At 32.8% G+C, this 19,835-nt stretch carries 16 protein-coding genes, 3 tRNA genes, 2 rRNA genes and 1 pseudogene; 15 read left to right on the forward strand and 7 right to left on the reverse strand.

Features of this window, described 5'->3' with window-relative positions:
• Positions 1–29: 29 nt before the first annotated feature.
• The 4 genes from I1N47_01045 to rrf all read left to right on the forward strand — a co-directional run bounded on the left by I1N47_01045 (position 30) and on the right by rrf (position 3,595).
• A tRNA-Ile gene (locus tag I1N47_01045) sits at positions 30–106 on the forward strand.
• Between the two features lie 32 nt (positions 107–138).
• Positions 139–214, forward strand: a tRNA-Ala gene (locus I1N47_01050).
• Between the two features lie 247 nt (positions 215–461).
• Positions 462–3,343 (forward strand): 23S ribosomal RNA (locus tag I1N47_01055).
• Positions 3,344–3,481: 138 nt separating this feature from the next.
• Positions 3,482–3,595: ribosomal RNA gene (gene rrf / locus I1N47_01060) — 5S ribosomal RNA — on the forward strand.
• 67 nt (positions 3,596–3,662) lie between these two features.
• On the opposite strand, the gene rlmH is transcribed toward rrf, so the two are convergent.
• The 6 genes from rlmH to I1N47_01090 all read right to left on the reverse strand — a co-directional run bounded on the left by rlmH (position 3,663) and on the right by I1N47_01090 (position 8,098).
• Positions 3,663–4,130, reverse strand: a complete 468-nt coding sequence (gene rlmH / locus I1N47_01065; protein WBF65729.1) for a 23S rRNA (pseudouridine(1915)-N(3))-methyltransferase RlmH — start codon at positions 4,128–4,130, stop codon at positions 3,663–3,665.
• On the reverse strand, positions 4,131–4,469 hold the full coding sequence (rsfS, locus tag I1N47_01070; GenBank protein WBF65730.1) for a ribosome silencing factor: 339 nt from the start codon (positions 4,467–4,469) through the stop codon (positions 4,131–4,133).
• Between the two features lie 18 nt (positions 4,470–4,487).
• Positions 4,488–5,081, reverse strand: coding sequence for a nicotinate (nicotinamide) nucleotide adenylyltransferase (gene nadD / locus I1N47_01075; protein ID WBF65731.1), 594 nt, complete (start codon positions 5,079–5,081; stop codon positions 4,488–4,490).
• Positions 5,078–5,977 (reverse strand): oxygen-dependent coproporphyrinogen oxidase, encoded by a 900-nt coding sequence (gene hemF / locus I1N47_01080; GenBank protein ID WBF65732.1) that lies wholly within the window; start codon positions 5,975–5,977, stop codon positions 5,078–5,080. The genes nadD and hemF overlap by 4 nt, the downstream gene beginning before the upstream one ends.
• A 9-nt stretch (positions 5,978–5,986) precedes the next feature.
• Entirely contained in the window at positions 5,987–7,276 is a 1,290-nt protein-coding gene (gene purD / locus I1N47_01085) for a phosphoribosylamine--glycine ligase (GenBank protein ID WBF65733.1), read from the reverse strand.
• 93 nt (positions 7,277–7,369) lie between these two features.
• Positions 7,370–8,098: a YebC/PmpR family DNA-binding transcriptional regulator gene (locus I1N47_01090; GenBank protein ID WBF65734.1), complete on the reverse strand. Its 729-nt coding sequence runs from the start codon at positions 8,096–8,098 to the stop codon at positions 7,370–7,372.
• Positions 8,099–8,370: 272 nt separating this feature from the next.
• On the opposite strand from I1N47_01090, the gene I1N47_01095 reads away from it, so the two are divergent.
• From I1N47_01095 to ppa, 11 genes are all read left to right on the forward strand, one after another.
• Positions 8,371–8,447 (forward strand) — tRNA-Met (locus tag I1N47_01095).
• Positions 8,448–8,696: 249 nt separating this feature from the next.
• Entirely contained in the window at positions 8,697–9,965 is a 1,269-nt protein-coding gene (locus tag I1N47_01100; GenBank protein ID WBF65892.1) for an aspartate carbamoyltransferase, read from the forward strand.
• A gap of 151 nt (positions 9,966–10,116) precedes the next feature.
• On the forward strand, positions 10,117–11,175 hold the full coding sequence (gene recA / locus I1N47_01105; GenBank protein WBF65735.1) for a recombinase RecA: 1,059 nt from the start codon (positions 10,117–10,119) through the stop codon (positions 11,173–11,175).
• A 33-nt stretch (positions 11,176–11,208) separates the two neighbouring features.
• On the forward strand, positions 11,209–11,640 hold the full coding sequence (locus tag I1N47_01110; protein ID WBF65736.1) for a RecX family transcriptional regulator: 432 nt from the start codon (positions 11,209–11,211) through the stop codon (positions 11,638–11,640).
• Positions 11,641–11,933: 293 nt separating this feature from the next.
• The gene (sucC, locus tag I1N47_01115; protein WBF65737.1) at positions 11,934–13,094 is read left to right on the forward strand and encodes an ADP-forming succinate--CoA ligase subunit beta; all 1,161 of its coding nucleotides are present in this window, start codon (positions 11,934–11,936) and stop codon (positions 13,092–13,094) included.
• 26 nt (positions 13,095–13,120) lie between these two features.
• The gene (gene sucD, locus I1N47_01120; GenBank protein ID WBF65738.1) at positions 13,121–14,002 is read left to right on the forward strand and encodes a succinate--CoA ligase subunit alpha; all 882 of its coding nucleotides are present in this window, start codon (positions 13,121–13,123) and stop codon (positions 14,000–14,002) included.
• A 206-nt stretch (positions 14,003–14,208) separates the two neighbouring features.
• On the forward strand, positions 14,209–15,138 hold the full coding sequence (gene hemC, locus I1N47_01125) for a hydroxymethylbilane synthase (protein ID WBF65739.1): 930 nt from the start codon (positions 14,209–14,211) through the stop codon (positions 15,136–15,138).
• Positions 15,139–15,169: 31 nt separating this feature from the next.
• Complete coding sequence (locus tag I1N47_01130; protein ID WBF65740.1) at positions 15,170–15,979, forward strand: uroporphyrinogen-III synthase; 810 nt, start codon at positions 15,170–15,172, stop codon at positions 15,977–15,979.
• Between the two features lie 93 nt (positions 15,980–16,072).
• Complete coding sequence (locus tag I1N47_01135; protein ID WBF65893.1) at positions 16,073–17,005, forward strand: uroporphyrinogen-III C-methyltransferase; 933 nt, start codon at positions 16,073–16,075, stop codon at positions 17,003–17,005.
• A 24-nt stretch (positions 17,006–17,029) separates the two neighbouring features.
• Entirely contained in the window at positions 17,030–18,418 is a 1,389-nt protein-coding gene (locus I1N47_01140) for a hypothetical protein (GenBank protein WBF65741.1), read from the forward strand.
• 46 nt (positions 18,419–18,464) lie between these two features.
• Entirely contained in the window at positions 18,465–18,998 is a 534-nt protein-coding gene (gene ppa, locus I1N47_01145) for an inorganic diphosphatase (GenBank protein WBF65742.1), read from the forward strand.
• A gap of 1 nt (position 18,999) precedes the next feature.
• Here the strand turns inward: ppa and I1N47_01150 are convergent.
• Positions 19,000–19,760 (reverse strand): annotated as a pseudogene (locus tag I1N47_01150) (hypothetical protein).
• Positions 19,761–19,835: the final 75 nt, after the last annotated feature.

The raw sequence follows: 19,835 nt of genomic DNA on the forward strand, positions 1-19,835 counted from the left end.
CCAAAGTTATGCTAACCCTATAAATGCATGGGTCTGTAGCTCAGCTGGTTAGAGCACCGTCTTGATAAGGCGGGGGTCGTTGGTTCAAGTCCAACCAGACCCACCATCTGTTTGAGCGATACCTTTCTGTAGTACTATGGGGGTGTAGCTCAATTGGGAGAGCGCCTGCTTTGCAAGCAGGAGGTCATCGGTTCGATCCCGTTCACCTCCACCAAGTTAGAATTTAATCTTTAGGCTTGTTTCAAGTTTAAAAATTAAGTTTTATTAGCTGATTGTTCTTTAAAAATCTAGAAGAGACGCAACATAAATATGTATATATTATATATTTTGTATAATATATATAATTAGGGTTGTGATTGCATTAATTATAATTATGTTCTTTGAGAGTAAAATCTTTAGAATATTTATGAACAGCACAAACATGTAGTTAACTTTAATTCATATAGCCTTTAGTGTTATAGGATCAAGTGAATAAGTGCATATGGTGGATGCCTTGGCGATCACAGGCGATGAAGGACGTAGTATCTTGCGAAAAGCTGCGGGGAGTTAGAAAACAAACTTTGATCCGCAGATCTCCGAATGGGGAAACCCACCCTCTTAAGAGGGTATCACTGACTGAATATATAGGTCAGTAGAAGCGAACCGGGTGAACTGAAACATCTAAGTAACTCGAGGAAAAGAAATCAACCGAGATTCCGAAAGTAGTGGCGAGCGAAATCGGATCAGCCTTTACGTTATAGCGTTATTGATAGTCGAAAAAGATGGAAATCTTTGCCATAGTAGGTGATAGCCCTGTAGACGAAATCTTTGATGTGGAACTAAGCGTAAGAAAAGTAGGGCGGGACACGCGAAATCCTGTTTGAATATGGGGGGACCATCCTCCAAGGCTAAATACTCGTGATCGACCGATAGTGAACCAGTACCGTGAGGGAAAGGCGAAAAGAACCCCGGGAGGGGAGTGAAATAGATCCTGAAACCGTATGCATACAAACAGTAGGAGCGGATTTATTCCGTGACTGCGTACCTTTTGTATAATGGGTCAGCGACTTACATTCAGTGGCAAGCTTAACCAAATAGGGGAGGCGTAGCGAAAGCGAGTCCGAATAGGGCGATTTAGTCGCTGGGTGTAGACCCGAAACCAGATGATCTATCCATGGCCAGGTTGAAGGCACGGTAACACGTGCTGAAGGACCGAACCCACTAATGTTGAAAAATTAGGGGATGAGCTGTGGATAGGGGTGAAAGGCTAAACAAATCTGGAAATAGCTGGTTCTCTCCGAAAACTATTTAGGTAGTGCCTCACGTATTACTGTATGGGGTAGAGCACTGTTATAGCTAGGGGGTCATGGCGACTTACCAAACTATGGCAAACTCCGAATACGTACAAGTACAGCGTGGGAGACAGAGCACCGGGTGCTAACGTCCGGACTCAAAAGGGAAACAACCCAGACCGCCAGCTAAGGTCCCAAATTATTGCTAAGTGGGAAACGAAGTGGGAAGGCATAGACAGTCAGGAGGTTGGCTTAGAAGCAGCCACCCTTTAAAGAAAGCGTAATAGCTCACTGATCGAGTCGTCCTGCGCGGAAGATGTAACGGGGCTAAGCAATAAACCGAAGCTGCGGGCGTGTTTTATTACACGCGGTAGGAGAGCGTTCTGTAAGCCTGTGAAGGTAGCTTGTAAAGGCTGCTGGAGGTATCAGAAGTGCGAATGCTGACATGAGTAGCGATAAAGGAGGTGAAAAGCCTCCTCGCCGTAAGTCCAAGGTTTCCTGCGCAACGTTCATCGGCGCAGGGTGAGTCGGCCCCTAAGGCGAGGCAGAGATGCGTAGCTGATGGGAAACTGGTTAATATTCCAGTACCATTGTACAGTGCGATGGGGGGACGGATCGTGGAAAATCATCAGGGTGTTGGATATCCCTGTTGCTGCATTATAGATGGTGATTAGGCAAATCCGGTCACGTAATTCAAGGGTGTGGCACGAGCGGATAAATTTCGCGAAGTGATTGGAAGTGGTTCCAAGAAAAGCCTCTAAGCTTCAGCTGTACAAGACCGTACCGCAAACCGACACAGGTGGACGGGATGAATATTCTAAGGCGCTTGAGAGAACTCAGGAGAAGGAACTCGGCAAATTGATACCGTAACTTCGGGAGAAGGTATGCCTCATTATTGTGATGAGCTTGCGCTCAAAGCATGAAGAGGCCGCAGATAATCGGTGGCTGCGACTGTTTATTAAAAACATAGCACTCTGCAAAGACGAAAGTCGACGTATAGGGTGTGACGCCTGCCCGGTGCCGGAAGGTTAAGTGATGGGGTGCAAGCTCTTGATCGAAGCCCCGGTAAACGGCGGCCGTAACTATAACGGTCCTAAGGTAGCGAAATTCCTTGTCGGGTAAGTTCCGACCTGCACGAATGGCGTAACGATGGCCACACTGTCTCCTCCTGAGACTCAGCGAAGTTGAAGTGTTTGTGATGATGCAATCTACCCGCGGCTAGACGGAAAGACCCCATGAACCTTTACTGTAGCTTTGCATTGGGTTGTGAATAATCTTGTGTAGGATAGGTGGGAGGCTTTGAAGCATGACTGCTAGGTTATGTGGAGCCAACCTTGAAATACCACCCTGGATTGTTTGCGATTCTAACCTTGATCCGTTATCCGGATTTGGGACAGTGCATGGTGGGCAGTTTGACTGGGGCGGTCTCCTCCTAAAGAGTAACGGAGGAGTTCTAAGGTACGCTAGGTACGGTCGGAAATCGTGCTGTTAGTGCAATGGCATAAGCGTGCTTAACTGTGAGACTGACACGTCGAACAGATGCGAAAGCAGGACATAGTGATCCGGTGGTTCTGAATGGAAGGGCCATCGCTCAACGGATAAAAGGTACTCTGGGGATAACAGGCTGATACCGCCCAAGAGTTCATATCGACGGCGGTGTTTGGCACCTCGATGTCGGCTCATCTCATCCTGGGGCTGTAGTCGGTCCCAAGGGTATGGCTGTTCGCCATTTAAAGAGGTACGTGAGCTGGGTTTAAAACGTCGTGAGACAGTTTGGTCCCTATCTGCCGTGGGCGTTGGATACTTGACAGAGCCTGCTCCTAGTACGAGAGGACCGGAGTGGACGTACCTCTGGTGTACCGGTTGTCATGCCAATGGCATAGCCGGGTAGCTAAGTACGGAAGAGATAACCGCTGAAGGCATCTAAGCGGGAAACTCGTCTGAAGATAAGGTATCCCGGGGACTAGATCCCCCTAAAGGGTCGTTCAAGACTAGGACGTTGATAGGTCGGGTGTGTAAGTACAGTAATGTATTAAGCTAACCGATACTAATTGCCCGTGAGGCTTGATCCTATAACTCTACAGGTTATTAAGATAATTATATGTTATGTTATTAATTAAGGTTCTTACATCCTAATTTATATTTTTGTTGCTTCTTCTAGATTGTTTTTATGTTTGTTATTTTTTTAGACAAACAGTGTACAGGTTATGCCTGATGACTATAGCAAGGTTGTTCCACTCCTTCCCATCTCGAACAGGACAGTTAAACGCCTTTGCGCCGATGATAGTAGACTTTTAGTCTGTGAAAGTAGGTTATCGTCAGGCTATTATTTAAAACCCTACAGATAAAAGTCTGTAGGGTATTTTTGTATCTAAAATTAATTCTTAATAATTAATCTCTATGATATGGATGATTATTTAATATGCTATATACTCTGTATAGTTGTTCTATTAATAGAATTTTTACTATATGATGGGGAAATGTTAGAGAAGATAATTTTATTTTTTTGTTGCATATTTTTTTCACATTGTTATCAAGTCCATCAGTTCCACCTATAATAAATGTTATATCTTGATCAGATATCTTATTAAAGTACATAGCGAATTTTTTCGTATCATAATCCTCACCTTTTTCATCAAGGACAATTATATAAGAGTTAGTAGGTATAGCTAGAATTATTTTTTTGCCTTCTGCTAATATTGATTGGTTAGTAGTTTTATTTTTATTTCTTTGTTCTGGCTTTATTTCTTTGAGTTCGATTTGATAATTTTTATTAATTCGTTTTCTATATTCTTCCCAAATAGAACTAATTGCTTTTGGCATAGTATTGCTTACTGTAATTATTGTAATTTTTGTCATTTATAATTCTATACTATTCCAATAATCTTCTAGATTATAGAAACTTCTGATGCTTGTTTGCATTATATGGACTATTATGTAATTTAAATCAATGATAATCCACTCTCCATTTTCTATTCCTTCAATATGGCCTTTATTTTTTTTATATTTGAATGTTTTTTGTAATTTAGAGATATTTTGTCCTATTGCTCTAGCGTGTGTATTAGAAGTAGCAGTGCTTATTATGATTTTATCAAATAACACTGTTGATTTTGATGTGTCTATGATTTTTATATCTTTAGCTTTTAGATCATTTAATAATGATATAACAGATTTCTCTAAGTTTTTGATTTCGTTCATATTTAAAATAAATAATTATTATTTATATAGATTATTTTCTAGAATATATCTTAATACTTTATGATTTAGCAAATCGCTAACATTGATGGATGTTTTTATGCATTTTCTTATATATGTAGAAGAAATATTACTTAATTTTAATGGTATTATTGTGATTATTTTTTTGTTTTCATTTAATTTATCCAATACTATTTCTGGTATTAGTATTGGATAATTATGCCTTGGTGCTATAGCTAGATTTACTATGTCTAAGATATCTTGCCATTTATTCCAACTGGAAAAATTATTTAATTGGTCAGATCCTAGTATCAGAGTATAAATATTATTATTTGGTATTTTTTTTATTGTTTCTATGGTATAGCTTATTTCATTTTTTTTTATTTCTATTTCATTTATTTTAATTTTATTATTTTTGCAATCATTTACAGCTAGTCTAAGCATATCTAATCTTTCTATTTTTGATGCATAGAAAGATTTTTTCTGTCCAGAGATTCCAGTTGGAATTAAATGTACTTCATCTAGATGTAATGTGTCTAATGCAATATTAGCTATATCAATATGAGAAATATGTATGGGATCAAAGCTTCCGCCTAATAATCCTATTTTTTTCATAACCATTCTCTTGGCTGAAGATATTGATTTAATAGAAATTCTGGGCTTCCTTTAGCTGGAGTGTAGTTATAGTACCATTTAACTGTCGGAGGCATTGATAACAATATTGATTCAGTTCGACCTTCTGATTGCAAACCAAATGACGTTCCCCTATCATAGATTAAATTGAATTCAACATATCTGCTTCTTCTATACAACTGAAAATCTCTTTCTTTTTCGCTGTATTCTATGTTATAACGTTTTTTTACTATTGGTAAATAAGCATTAATAAAGTTATTTCCAACTGATTTTACAAGATTAAATGACGTTGCAAAATCAGGCTCATTCAAATCATCAAAGAAAATACCCCCAATTCCTCTAATTTCGTTTCTATGTTTTATAAAGAAATATTCATCACACCATTTTTTATAATTTTGGTAAAAATTACTTCCAAATGGTTTTAGAGATTGATAGCAAATATTATGAAAATGTTTGGCATCTTCTTCAAAAACATAATATGGAGTTAGATCCATTCCTCCTCCAAACCAAAAAACATCATTGCCTTGATGATTTTTTGCCATAAACAATCTTACATTCATATGAGTTGTTGGAACATAAGGATTTTTAGGATGAATTACAAGAGAGACACCCATCGCTTCCCATTTAGAATCATGTAAATCAGGTTTTTTTTCACTTGCTGTTGGTGGTAATTTCTTTCCTTTCACATTGCTGAATAGAACAGCGGCTCTTTCAAATACTCTGCCATTCTCTATTAAGCAAGATAATCCTTGTCCTTTCTCATTACTCCATGAATCATATAGAAATTTTTGACATTCGATTTCCTCTAAAGAAGAAACTATATTTTTTTGCAAAGAAGTAAAATATTCTTTTGTTTTAAAATTTAGATGAATTGGCATGAATTTCCTTTATCCAGATTTATTAGATGAAGTAGATTTTAAAGATCTCCATCCTATATCAGATCTATATTGCATACCATCAAACTTAATATTTGATATTGCCTTGTACGCAATTTCTCTAGCTATTCTAACAGAATCTCCTAGTGTGGTTATGCATAGTACACGTCCACCGTCAGTTTTATATTTTCCAGAAGAAATTTTGGTCGCAGCATGAAAGACGACACAATCTTCTTTGTCATTAGGTATTCCATTAATAATGTCATTTTTTCTTGGAGATTCTGGGTAATTATAAGATGCAAGAACAACTCCTAATGCAACTCTTCTATCCCATGTAATAGTAGCTTTATCTAATGAGCCATTTAGAGCATGTTCAAGAACATCAACAAAGTCACTTTTTATTCTCATCATAATTGGTTGTGTTTCAGGGTCTCCCATTCTGCAGTTAAATTCTAATGTTTTTATTGGTCGTTCAGGGTCTTCTCCAGGAGATATCATTACACCAGCATAAAGAAATCCAGTGTACGGAATTCCATCTTTTGCCATTCCCTGAATAGTAGGAATAATAATCTCTTTCATAATTCTATTATGTAGATCTGGAGTTACAATATTAGCAGGTGAATAAGCACCCATGCCTCCAGTATTAGGACCTTGATCTCCATCTTTGAGCCTTTTATGATCTTGGCTTGTAGCTAATGGCATAATGTTTATACCATCTGACATTACAATAAAAGAAGCTTCTTCTCCAGTTAAATACTCTTCAATTATGAGTTTAGTAACATTTTTCCTATCCATCATATCAATTACGGCTTCTTTAGCTTGTGCTAAGGTTTCAGCTACAACAACTCCTTTACCAGAAGCTAGTCCATCTGCTTTGATAACTATAGGGGCCCCTTCTTTTTCTAAATAAGAAATAGCTTCTTCTCTATTAGTAAAAGTAGCATATTTAGCTGTAGGTATATTATGTCGAGACATAAAATCTTTAGCAAATTTTTTAGAACTTTCTAGTCTAGCTGCAGATTTTGTGGGACCAAATATTCGTAGATCTTTACTCATAAATTTATCTACTATTCCATCTGCTAAAGGAGCTTCAGGACCAACAACTGTTATTTTTATATTATTTTCTTCGGCAAATTTTGCTAATTCATCTATATTTTCGATTTGGATATTTTTTATGTTGTTTGCATTGGATGTTCCAGCATTTCCGGGAGCTACATATACTTGGGTTATTTTTGAAGATTGAGCTATTTTCCATGCCAAAGCATGTTCACGACCACCAGAACCAATTATTAATATTTTCATTTTTTCGCGCTTTATTAATTAAGGTTGTTTCAAATAATTTATAATAAAAATTATTTGAAAAATCATTATTCTATAACAATATACTATATTGTTTTAAATTGTTAAGATGGCATTAGTATATGTAGATTGTATATCCTCCAAATTTTCTAAATCTAAAAGTAATTTGTTCATTTTTATTGATTCTTCTTGGTTTAGATGAACTAAGCTTAAAGGTTTCATTATTATATCATTACTAAATTTTAGTTCATTAAATGTGCTTTTAAAATAGTTATATAATTCAGTACAATATTCTATATTGCATAGTACTTCTGTAGAAGTATCTTCTAATGTTTCTATTTCTTCTATATTAAAATTTAATGCAGTTTCAAATATTTTTTCTGTATTATGTCCTGGTGGAAAAATAAATCTTCCATATTTTTTGAACATAAAAGATACAGAACCATCTTGTCCTAAACTGCCATTATTCTTTGTAAAAATATGACGAACTTCTGATGCAGTTTTAGTTCTATTGTCAGTCATTGCATGGGCAATAATAGCAGAGCCATTAATTCCATATCCTTCATAATAAATTTCTTCATATTTTACTGTATCAGATTCTTTTGAGCCTTTATAAATTGCTCTGTTTATATTTTCCTTTGGAATATTTGCGTTAGATGCTTTTTCCAAGGAAGATCTTAGTTGTGGGTTTGTATCTGGATCTGGTCCACCATTTTTTGCTGCAATTGTTATTTCTCTGATTATCTTAGTCCATAAACGGCTTTTCCTGTCATCCTGCCGGTTTTTTCTATGTTGAATATTAGCCCACTTACTATGTCCTGCCATAGTTCACCTGTAAAGTTTAATAAACTAAATAAATATATTAAGATATAACATATTTATTTATCTCTTAGCCATAGTAAAAAGCATATAAGATCTAATGGAGCTTTATGCTAATGCTATTTATTGACCATTGTTAATTATTGCCCAAGTTAATTATAACAATTTGAATTTTATTAAATATAAATATTTGTTGCAAAAACAATGTAATATAAAAAATATATTTATTATATTGTATTGTATTAATTACATACAACGTATATAATCAAAAAATCAGTAGCGGGGTGGAGCAGTCTGGAAGCTCGTCGGGCTCATAACCCGAAGGTCGTAGGTTCAAATCCTGCCCCCGCAACCATGATGGTATCTACTATATTCTCAAAATTCATTCTTTATATCTTAAATCTTAATTAATTTTTATATTATTCATTCTTTTTTTATATAATTGATAGACATAAATTTATTTTTCTATTATAGACATATAATTTTCTTTATTATTGTTTTTTGCAAAAGAGATATAAAATCATGTTTTATGTTATTTCTTAAATTTAAATCTTTGATTTAAAGCTATATGTCAATGTTAATGAGGTTATTTGTAATGTCTAATATGTCTCAGCAGATGCTTTTGCAGGAAATGATAGATAAATTTGGTTTGAAGAAAGAAATTCTTGCTGCTTATTTGGGAGTAAATGTTGATATTCTAAATTCTTGGTTTGCTTCTAGTCTAAGTTCAGAATATATACCTATGCCTAATGCTGTGTTTAACTATATATCTGAGTTTATTGAAAAAAATTCTTTTTCTGGGATATACAATCTTCCTTTGCGTAATAGAATTTCTTTTTGCGGTAAAAACCATCTTTTATCAGTAGAACAGTTTGATCGTAATTCAATAGAAGAATTATTCACTATTGCTGATCTAATGGTTCCAATAGCTCGTCGTAAAAAAATTTCTAGAGTTTTGGAGGGAGCTGTATTAGGAAATCTTTTTTTTGAAGCCAGTACTCGTACTAGAGTTAGTTTTGGAACAGCTTTTTGTAGGCTAGGTGGTTCTGTATGTGATACAACTGGTTTTACTTTTTCCTCTATGGCAAAAGGAGAGTCTATCTATGATACCAGTAGGGTAATTGCTGGTTATGTTGATATAATGGTTGTTCGTCACCCTGATCGTGGGTCTGTGTCAGAGTTTGCTAGAGCATCTAATATTCCTGTTATAAATGGTGGTGATGGTCCTGGTGAGCATCCTAGTCAGGCCTTACTTGATTTATATACAATAAAAAACGAATTCAATAGGTTAAATAAATCATTAGATGGATCTCATATATCTTTAATAGGTGATTTAAAATATGGAAGAACTGTGCATTCACTTATTAAACTGTTGTCTTTATATAAAGATATAAAAATTTCTTTAGTTTCTCCTATCGGTTTAGAAATGCCTGAAAGCATCATAAATTATGCTTCTAGAAATGGTAATATTGTGAGTATTGAGCCTTCTGTAAAGAAAGGATTGAGTGGAGCAGACGTTGTATATGCTACTAGAGTGCAAAAAGAAAGATTTGAATCCGAATTTGAATTCCAGTATGAAAGCGATTTTCATATTAATAGCGAAAAGATAAATGCTTTTTGTAAAAAAGATACCATCATAATGCATCCATTACCAAGAGACAGTAGTGTAGGATCGAATGACCTAAGTACAGATTTGAATAATGATTATCGTTTGGCTATTTTTAGGCAATCTGATAATGGCATACCAATTAGGATGGCTATTTTCGCTATTTTGCTTGGCGTTGAAGATATTGTTCATAGGAATTTAAAGGATGTAGAGTGGAGTCGTCCTGTCTATATTAGTTTTGCTGATGCAGCATTTCATAATTTATAAAGTTTTTATCATAAACTTTTTCTAGGTTATAGTAATAGTAATTTTTTATGATTTAAGTTTATTTCTATAGAAATAAACGGTTGGAGAATCAACTAATTATTTGTATTAATTTTCTTGATTGTGCCATGATTGGTGTGTTATAGGATTAGTTATGAGTGAACAAAAGACCAAAGTTGATAAATCTGATAAAGAAAAGGCTTTGTCAGCTGCAATTTCTCAAATTGAAAAACAATTTGGAAAAGGCTCAGTAATGCGTTATGGAGATAATGATGTTCAGAATGATATTCAAGTAGTATCAACCGGTTCATTAGGCCTTGACATAGCTTTAGGTGTTGGAGGTTTACCAAGAGGTCGTGTGATAGAAATTTATGGTCCAGAGTCTTCTGGAAAGACCACTCTTACTTTGCAAGTTATAGCTGAAATGCAAAAAATAGGCGGAACTTGTGCTTTTATCGATGCGGAACATGCTTTAGATGTTCAATATGCGTCTAAACTTGGTATTGTGCTTTCTGACTTATTGATTTCACAACCAGATACCGGTGAGCAGGCTTTAGAGATTGCTGATGCTTTAGTTAGGTCTGGCTCTGTAGACTTAATCGTTATTGACTCAGTGGCTGCTTTGGTTCCTAAGGCCGAAATAGAAGGTGATATGGGTGATTCTCTACCTGGATTACAAGCTAGGTTGATGAGTCAAGCCCTTAGAAAATTGACGGCTACTATTAAAAGAACTAACTGCATGGTTATATTTATCAACCAAATAAGAATGAAAATAGGTGTGATGTTTGGCAGTCCTGAGACAACAACTGGAGGTAATGCCTTAAAATTCTATGCATCTGTTCGTTTGGATATTAGAAGGGTTGGTTCTATTAAAAAGGGTGATGAAGTTATTGGCAGTGAAACAAGAGTTAAAGTAGTAAAAAACAAAGTAGCTCCTCCTTTTAAACAAGCCGAATTCGATATAATGTATGGCAAAGGCATCTCAAGAGCAGGGGAGATTATTGATTTAGGTGTATTAAGTGGATCCATTGAGAAGTCGGGGTCATGGTATAGTTACAAGGGCAATAAAATTGGTCAAGGTAAAGATACTGTTCGAGATTTTTTAAATACAAATGTTGATATATCTAAAGAAATTGAGGATTCTATTAGAGAGAATCTTATTCATGGAAATCATTCTTTTCCTAGGACTTTAGAAAACAAGCAATCAGATTAATATATTTAAAATTTTATCATTGAGATATTTTCTTTGAAGAAAACATTAATTTCAATCGCTATAAAACTCTTGAGTAAAAGAGATTATTCTTGTCATGAGCTTTCTAAAAAATTATTGACATTTTGTGAAAATCGATCAGAGATAGACTATACAATTGCACTTTTAAAAGAAAAGAAATTTCTTTCTGACGATTATTTTTCAGAGCGTTTAGTAGCTAAATATATTAGCAATTATGGAAGTAATTTCATTTTTTTGAAAATGAAATCATATGGTTTAGATATAGAAATTATAGAAAAAAATATTTTTGCAGTTAAAGAGACAGACTTTGATAGAGCTGTTTTATTATGCGAAAAAAAATTTGGAGGCTATTCAAATCAAGAGGTTTCTTATAGTAAAAAAGCTAGATTTTTAGCATCACGTGGTTTTCCTAGTGATATAGTTTATAAAGTTCTAAATGAATCATGATCTATATGAATATATTTCATAATTAGATAATTATATTTTTATATTCATATAGATAATTATTGTATAATTTAGAAGCATCTAACAATTGTTGCAAAAAAGTAGGTTTGTCTCTTTTTATTCTCATGTTAGAATACAATAAATATAGATTTTTTTGTTGCTTATTGTGTGTAGTATTCTTATTGTGTTTATATTTATGGTTTTTAGATTATTTTAAAATCTAGGGGTTTACTAAACTTTTAAGAAGTCAGATAGTAACGTTTTTTCTCATTTAATTAAGTTCAGACAGGTAATACATGAAGATTCACGAGTATCAAGGTAAAGAACTGCTTAGACGGTTTAATGTAACTGTACCACGTGGCATTCCAGCTTTTTCTATTGATGAAGCTGTATCTGCTGCTGAAAAGCTTGGTGGTCCAGTATGGGTTGTTAAGGCTCAAATTCATGCAGGAGGTCGAGGCAAAGGAGGTGGCGTTAAATTAGCACGCTCTTTAGACGAAGTAAAAAAAATATCCTCAGAAATATTGGGTATGCAGCTTGTAACTCACCAGACAGGTCCTCAAGGACAAAAAGTCCGTCGTTTATTAATTGAGGAAGGTGCTGATATAAAAAAAGAATACTATTTTGGCATAGTAACTGATCGAGGAACACAAAAAATTTGTGTCATGGCTTCTAGTGAAGGAGGTATGGACATAGAAGAAGTTGCAGCAAAAAGTCCTGAGAAAATAATAAAGGTATTTGTTGACCCTACGGTTGGTCTATCTAATGAAGAAGCTAAGAGTTTAGCAAGAAGTATAGGTATTCCAGAGCAATCAGTCGAAAAAGCATCTTTGGAATTTATCAAGTTGTATCAAGCCTATTGGGATACTGATGCCTCATTGGTTGAAGTTAACCCTTTGATTTTGACTGGTGATGGAAATATAGTTTCATTAGATGCTAAGTTTAATTTTGACTCTAATGCTCTTTTTCGTCATCCTGATATTGTTGCCTATCGTGATTTGGATGAGGAAGATCCAGCAGAAGTAGAAGCTAGTAAGTTTGATCTTGCTTATATACAACTTGATGGAAATATAGGTTGTTTAGTAAACGGAGCTGGTTTGGCAATGGCTACGATGGATACTATTAAGCTGTTTGGTGGAGAGCCTGCTAACTTTCTTGATGTAGGTGGTGGGGCTACAGCTTCTAAAGTAACAGAAGCATTCAAAATAATGCTTAAGAATAAAGAAGTGAAAGCTATTTTAGTTAATATCTTTGGCGGTATTATGAGGTGTGATGTTATTGCTGAAGGTGTAATATTAGCTTGTAAAGCAGTAGACCTTAAAGTTCCATTAGTTGTTAGAATGAAGGGAACTAATGAAGAGTTAGGCAAGAAAATGTTGTCTGAATCTGGTTTGCCAATTATAAGTGCAGATACTATGGCTGAGGCTGCTACCAAAGTCGTTGCTGCTGTTAAATAATAATTACAATTGCCAAGGATTTATAAATGTCGATTTTGATAAACAAAGATACCAAGGTTATAACTCAAGGTATTACTGGTAAAACTGGCCAGTTCCATACTCGTATGTGTAGAGAGTATGGAAATGGTAAATCTGCTTTTGTGGCTGGAGTTAATCCAAAGAGAGCTGGTGAAGATTTTGAAGGTATTCCAATTTTTGCTTCTGTAAAAGATGCAAAGAAACAGACTGGGGCTACTGTTTCTGTAATTTATGTTCCTCCTGCTGGAGCTGCATCTGCTATTTTAGAAGCAGTTGACGCAGATTTGGATTTGGTAATTTGTATTACAGAAGGTATACCTGTAAAAGATATGTTGGAAGTTAAGAGCAAAATGGCTTCTTGTAAGAGTAGGACATTATTGCTTGGACCTAACTGTCCTGGTTTAATTACTCCTGATGAAATAAAAATAGGTATAATGCCTGGTCATATACATCGTAAGGGTCGTATTGGAGTTGTAAGTAGGTCAGGTACTTTGACTTATGAGGCTGTAGCTCAGGTTACGGAATTAGGATTAGGACAATCTGGTGCAGTTGGTATTGGTGGTGACCCTATTAATGGGTTGAAGCATATAGATGTTTTGAAGTTGTTTAATGATGATCCTAATACAGATGCAGTTATTATGATAGGTGAAATAGGAGGTCCAGATGAGGTAAATGCTGCTTTATGGGCTAAGGACAACATGAAAAAACCAGTTGTTGGGTTTATAGCTGGTGTTACAGCCCCAGCAGGTAAACGTATGGGTCATGCTGGCGCCTTGATTTCAGGTGGTGCTGATACTGCTGATGCCAAACTGGAAATCATGGAGAGTTGTGGAATACGTACTACTCGTGATCCTTCAGAAATGGGCAAGCTTTTAAAATCTGTCTTGTAATAATAATCTTTTATGGTAGAGGCTAGAATCATATGGTTGATATTAGCCTCTTTTTATATATTTAGGTTGATTTATGAAAACGAATAAATGTGCTTACAAAAGAAAACTTCATTGTGGTCGTCCATTATTGAGAATTCTTTTTATTTTAGCTATGTTTGGTATCGCTATTAGAATTATTTTTAAATTTTTTTCATAAAATTTTATAGATGTCTTCATCAAAAAAAATAGTTATTGCAACTCGTGCAAGCAAGCTTGCGCTTTGGCAGGCTGAGTATGTTCGTAATAATTTGTTAATGTTTTATCCAGAATATTCCATAGAGCTTTTAACAATTATTACGAAGGGAGATAGGTTTCTTGATACACCTCTTTCGAAAGTTGGTGGTAAAGGTTTGTTTGTTAAAGAAATTGAAAAATCTTTGTTAGATGGTGTAGCTGATTTAGCAGTACATTCCATGAAAGATGTGCCAGCAGATATACAAGATGATTTAGAAATATGTAGCATAATGCATAGAGAAGATCCAAGAGATGCTTTTGTTTCCAATATTTGTTTTTCTATCGATGAGTTGATGCCTGGATCAGTTATTGGAACATCAAGTTTACGTAGAGAATCTCAAATAAAAAATGTATTTCCTAAGTTGATAGTTAAATCTCTTAGAGGAAATTTAGACACAAGACTAGATAAGTTGGATAGTGGTTATTATGATGCTATCATTTTGGCTTCAGCTGGTTTAAAACGTATAGGCTATGATACCCGTATAAAACAATATATTGATACAGAGGTCATTTTACCTGCTGTTGCCCAAGGAGCCTTGGGTTTACAAATTAGAAGTGATAGGGATGATATACGCACCTTATTAAGTGTTCTATCTTGTAGTGATACTACAGCTTGTGTTTCGGCTGAAAGGTCTTTTCTTAGAATGCTTGGCGGTTCATGTCAATTTCCTATAGCAGCTTATGGGAGTTTGATTGGCAATAATTTGTTATTAAAGGCATTGGTTGCTTCATTGGATGGAGGTAATATTATTAAATCTGAAATTTCTGGTCCAATAAATATTGCTGTTGATTTAGGTAAAAATCTAGCTCAGGAAATTTTATCTAAAGGTGGGGATAAAATATTAAATTCTTTATCTTTCTAAAATTTAACTATCATAGTTGTATATATTGTTTATGATTTTATCTAAATCAGTTATATTGACAAGACCTGATGGTCTAAATGATGCTTTAGAAAAAAAAATAAAAAAAACAGGAATTAATACTTATTCTATTCCTTTGATATCAATTATTCCTTTAGAAAAATTTGATAAAGTTTTTTTGCCTAGCAATTATGATTTTGTGATTTTTGTAAGCGGTAATGCTGTTAGATTATATTTAAAAGAAGTTTTTGAAAAAAAATATGTATCATTCTGGCCTCCAAATTCAGTAGTTGCTACAGTTGGACCTGCCACAGCTAAAGTTTTTAAGTCTTCGAAATATGTTCTTCCTAATATAGATAAAATTCAGATTTTATTTCCAAATGAATTTGGTTGTCTCTATGATTCAGAATCCCTATTCTTGTTGTTAAAAAAGAATTATTCTTTGCTAGGAAAGAGAGTTCTTATAGTGCGAGGTGTTAGTGGAAGAAATTGGTTATTAGATAAATTAAAAGAGTCAGGATGTTTTGTAGAAATATGCTCCATTTATCTTAGAAAAAAAGAATTGCTATTACATAGTCAATTATCTACCATTAGTAAAGTATATAGTGAGTCTAAAGAGGTTATTTGGATTTTTACTAGTAATGAAATTGTTTCATCATTTTTTCTGAATTTAAAATATTTTCAGCATAATGATTTTTTTTCGAAATCTTCTTTTATAGTAATACATTATAAAATTAAAGAGTTTTTAGAAAGATGTTTTTTGGAAATAGGACTGAAAAACTTTAATATTAAAATTTGTGAACCTATAGAAGAATCAATTTTTTTTGCTATTACTAGTGATTAAATATATTATCTAGATTATCTGTATTAATGTTTTTCTGTGCATGTAGAAGAAAGAGATATGCGTTATTTTAAAATAATTTTATATTTATCTGGACTGTCTTTATTATCTTTATTTTTTGTTTTATTAACTATGAAATTAGTTCATCTTTCTAATATGGAAAGAGATTTAGTTGCTAGATTAGAATTGATGGAATCAAAAAATATTAGCTTGAATAGAAAACTAATAACATCAGTTAATAACTCGTTTGATGCTTTAGAGCAAAAATATAATTCAATACATGAATTTATTGCAGCATCATCGAAAAAAGATTTATCATTAGATTCTATAGAAATTTTGGTGAACATGGCTAATCAATATTTGTTGACTACAGGTAATTGTAATAGAGCTATCGTTCTTTTGGAAAAAGCAAGATCATATCTAGATTTAATCGATGAAAATGAGCAAGTGCATGTTTTGAAAACCAGTATTAATAATGATATTAGTAAATTAAGAAAAGTACCGTCACCAGATATTAGTAGTTATTTAATTTCTTTAAATAAATTATATGATTTATCAGAATTATTGAATCATAGTAATAATACTAATGATAGTAATACTATTGATAGTAATGATAGTATTAATTCTTTAAATAAAGATAATATATCTTTCCCATATTTAAATAATTTTATTTCTTATGTAAAGAATACCTCATTAAGTATATATCAAACTCTTAGTAGTTGCATTAGAATTAATAGGATAAAGAATAACTCTTTTTTGAAAGATGATAGTATACATATTATGTTACAGCAACAAATATTAATGGCTAAGTTTGCTTTGGTGACTCATCAATATGAATTGTTATCTTTTAATATTAAAGTGATAAAGGATATTGCATCTAATTATTATGATCCAAACTCAAAGTTTATTTCTGATGTAATAGAGGTAGTTTCTTGTTTTAATGATCTTGTTTTGTTTAATGATTTTTTAGATATTTCTGATACATTGAATAGTATGAAATATTTACGTATTTCTCATTCTCAAGAATGATATTAATTAGGAAATAAATTGAATATGTCTTATTATTTTCGATTATTTTGTATAGTTATCTTTATTATTGTTGCTGCTGTTTTTCTTAAACAGTTCGATACTTCTGAAGTAACATTGATAATAGGCTCTTGGCATTTAAATATGTCTTTAATGACAGCAGTATTTATATTGTTAATATTTATTTTGTCATTATATCTTCTATTTAAGATTCTATCTTTCTTGTTTTCTATAAAAAAGAGAATTAGCAATTGGCGTAGAAATAGAATCCTTGATAAGGAAAATAGGCTTTTTAAAAAAGGTTTATTATTTTTTCTGGAAGATAAATACATGGAATCTAACAAGATATTTTCTAGCTTACTTGCGGATAGTAATACTTATCAAGATAGATTCTTATTATTTATATTGTCAGTAAAAAGTAATTTTTCAATAGGAGACTATGATAGTTGCTTAGGAGATTTAGAAGGTTCTTTAAATTGTTTTGAATCAGATCCTCCTTCATTAGAAGCGTTTCTAGTTCTAAAAATTAAAGTTCTAATTGCAAAAAAAACACCTGAAAAAGCGTTAGTTTTTTTACAAAAACTTAATTCATTAGTTGGAGAAAATAATTTAAATGTATTAGAACTATCTCTTAATATACATGTTATGTTGGAAGAGCATCTAAAAGTAATAAATGTTGCTAGATTGCTTTTAGATAGAAATGGGGAATCTTATTCTAATCTAGATAAAATTATAGATGAAGCAGGATCTAATTTAATAAATGAATATAGTGCAAAAAATGAATCATGTTATCCATTATGGAAATATTTTAAATCACAAGAACGCTTGTTGCCTAAAATATCATTGTATTTTTCTAGATATTTAGTATCTTGCAATCAATATGAAGAAGCATCTAAGGTTTTAGAGAAATCTATAAATAATTCATTAGAACAAAGACTAATATATGAATATGCAAATAATTGTGATGAGCAACAGCTTTCTTCAAGGATAAAAAAAGTTGAATTATGGTTAGAGAAAAATGAAAATAATTGTGATTTGCTTAATGCTTTAGGTATTTTATGTTTGAAGTATAAATTATGGGGTCAGGCGGAATTATATCTTTTGCGTAGCTTAAATATTGAGGATAAACAACCTTATCCTTATTTATTGCTCATTAGCTTATACAGCCATTTATCTAGAACTGAGGATGTTGAGTTGCATTGGGAGAAATATCTTTCAATATCTGATTATGTAGTTCCTACCTTAGAAAAAGAATTATCTTTCGATTCTAATAATATAGATATTAAAAATTTTTCTGACCCAAAAGTGGCTGATTTTTCTAGCAATGCTTTAAGAAATGAAGAAGATGAGTATTTTGATAGTGCTCCTATGCCGTTTTCCATTTTTGGTAATGATATAGAAAATGATCGATCATAGTTTGATATAAAAAAACACTTACTAATTTATTTATAGGAAAATAGTTATGAGTTTAAATAAAGTTGGTTCAGGTGAGAAAAGCCCACAAGAATTTAATGTTGTGGTAGAGATTTCTGCAAATTCTATGCCAGTTAAATATGAGGTTGATAAGGACTCTGGAGTTGTTTTTGTTGATCGTTTTGTTCTAACTTCTATGCATTATCCTTGTAATTATGGTTATGTTCCCAATACTCTATCTCAAGACGGAGATCCAACTGATGTCTTAGTTATAACTCCATTTCCTGTACAAGTAGGTTCTGTTATTAAATGTCGAGCTATAGGAATTCTGGAAATGGAAGATGAATCTGGTTTTGATAATAAAATTTTAGCTCTACCTGTAAATAAAATTTATGCTCCTTATAGTAGGATAAAATCTTATGAGGATATAGGAATAGAAGATTTAAACCGCATAAGACACTTTTTTGAGCATTACAAAGATTTAGAACAGGGCAAATGGGTTAAAGTAATAGGATGGAAAGGAATTGAAGCTGCGCAGGCAGAATTGCTGAGATCTTTGGATGCTTATAATAAGCTTCTTTAATTTATTTCTTGAAAAAATCTAAATACATTGGATATAGACTGGCATAAAAAATTGAGTTACTAATTATTTTTGTAATTAATTCTAAAATAATTGGGTCTATTTCTATTAATAAAATAGTAAATATGAAATTAATTAGAATTTCTATTACAAAAAAGATTGTCACTAATGAAGTTAAATATATTGCTAATGGTTTGATATTATGCAATATACTAATTGATGAGAAAAATAAAGATTTTAATAATGTAGTTTGATTCCAAATAGTAATTGGCATACAGAATATTGATAATATATTAAATACTAGCAGAGCTGTTGTAGTTATAATAGTTGGTATCTTTAGAAGTTTTTCTAGATTAAAAATAGATTCTTTTGATATTCCGAAAGAATCTATTTTTTCTAAAAGAAAGTATATTTCCTTAACAAAAGGAAGCATTGACAATAGACTTATTAGCACACATATTAAACTAACTAAGCATCCTATTATAAGCCCTTTTTTTATGGTTTGAATATTTGTTACATCTTTTAAAAAGATATTTTTATCATTGTGTAGTATTGTTTTGCCTAAAGACATTGCCATAAAAAAATAATATGATTTGATATTATTTTTATCAAAACTCCAAATATAAATAATCTTGCAGTAGAAATAGTGATAAATTGTATGCTTATGCTGAATAAAATTATGATAGTAGGAGCTCGAGTGAAAACGCCAATTCCATCAATTATCCATTTTATTCCACTATTTGCTGGTAGTTCATTTAATTTCATTGTTATCAAATAAAAATTTGGATTGATGAATGTTCATATATTTAAAACATTCATGATATAAGAATGGCATTCTAT

It is taken from the genome of Candidatus Kinetoplastibacterium crithidii, assembly GCA_027557655.1.
In the GTDB taxonomy this organism is placed as follows: domain Bacteria; phylum Pseudomonadota; class Gammaproteobacteria; order Burkholderiales; family Burkholderiaceae_B; genus Kinetoplastidibacterium; species Kinetoplastidibacterium crithidii_C.

Bases quoted from the DNA above. Each gene is read 5' to 3' on its own strand.
- nadD (WBF65731.1), bottom strand. From the start codon at position 5,081: ATGAAAAAAATAGGATTATTAGGCGGAAGCTTTGATCCCATACATATT.
- hemF (WBF65732.1), bottom strand. From the start codon at position 5,977: ATGCCAATTCATCTAAATTTTAAAACAAAAGAATATTTTACTTCTTTG.
- hemC (WBF65739.1), top strand. From the start codon at position 14,209: ATGTCTTCATCAAAAAAAATAGTTATTGCAACTCGTGCAAGCAAGCTT.
- rsfS (WBF65730.1), bottom strand. From the start codon at position 4,469: ATGAACGAAATCAAAAACTTAGAGAAATCTGTTATATCATTATTAAAT.
- I1N47_01130 (WBF65740.1), top strand. From the start codon at position 15,170: ATGATTTTATCTAAATCAGTTATATTGACAAGACCTGATGGTCTAAAT.
- purD (WBF65733.1), bottom strand. From the start codon at position 7,276: ATGAAAATATTAATAATTGGTTCTGGTGGTCGTGAACATGCTTTGGCA.
- sucD (WBF65738.1), top strand. From the start codon at position 13,121: ATGTCGATTTTGATAAACAAAGATACCAAGGTTATAACTCAAGGTATT.
- rlmH (WBF65729.1), bottom strand. From the start codon at position 4,130: ATGACAAAAATTACAATAATTACAGTAAGCAATACTATGCCAAAAGCA.
- ppa (WBF65742.1), top strand. From the start codon at position 18,465: ATGAGTTTAAATAAAGTTGGTTCAGGTGAGAAAAGCCCACAAGAATTT.
- I1N47_01100 (WBF65892.1), top strand. From the start codon at position 8,697: ATGTCTCAGCAGATGCTTTTGCAGGAAATGATAGATAAATTTGGTTTG.
- recA (WBF65735.1), top strand. From the start codon at position 10,117: ATGAGTGAACAAAAGACCAAAGTTGATAAATCTGATAAAGAAAAGGCT.
- I1N47_01090 (WBF65734.1), bottom strand. From the start codon at position 8,098: ATGGCAGGACATAGTAAGTGGGCTAATATTCAACATAGAAAAAACCGG.
- sucC (WBF65737.1), top strand. From the start codon at position 11,934: ATGAAGATTCACGAGTATCAAGGTAAAGAACTGCTTAGACGGTTTAAT.
- I1N47_01140 (WBF65741.1), top strand. From the start codon at position 17,030: ATGTCTTATTATTTTCGATTATTTTGTATAGTTATCTTTATTATTGTT.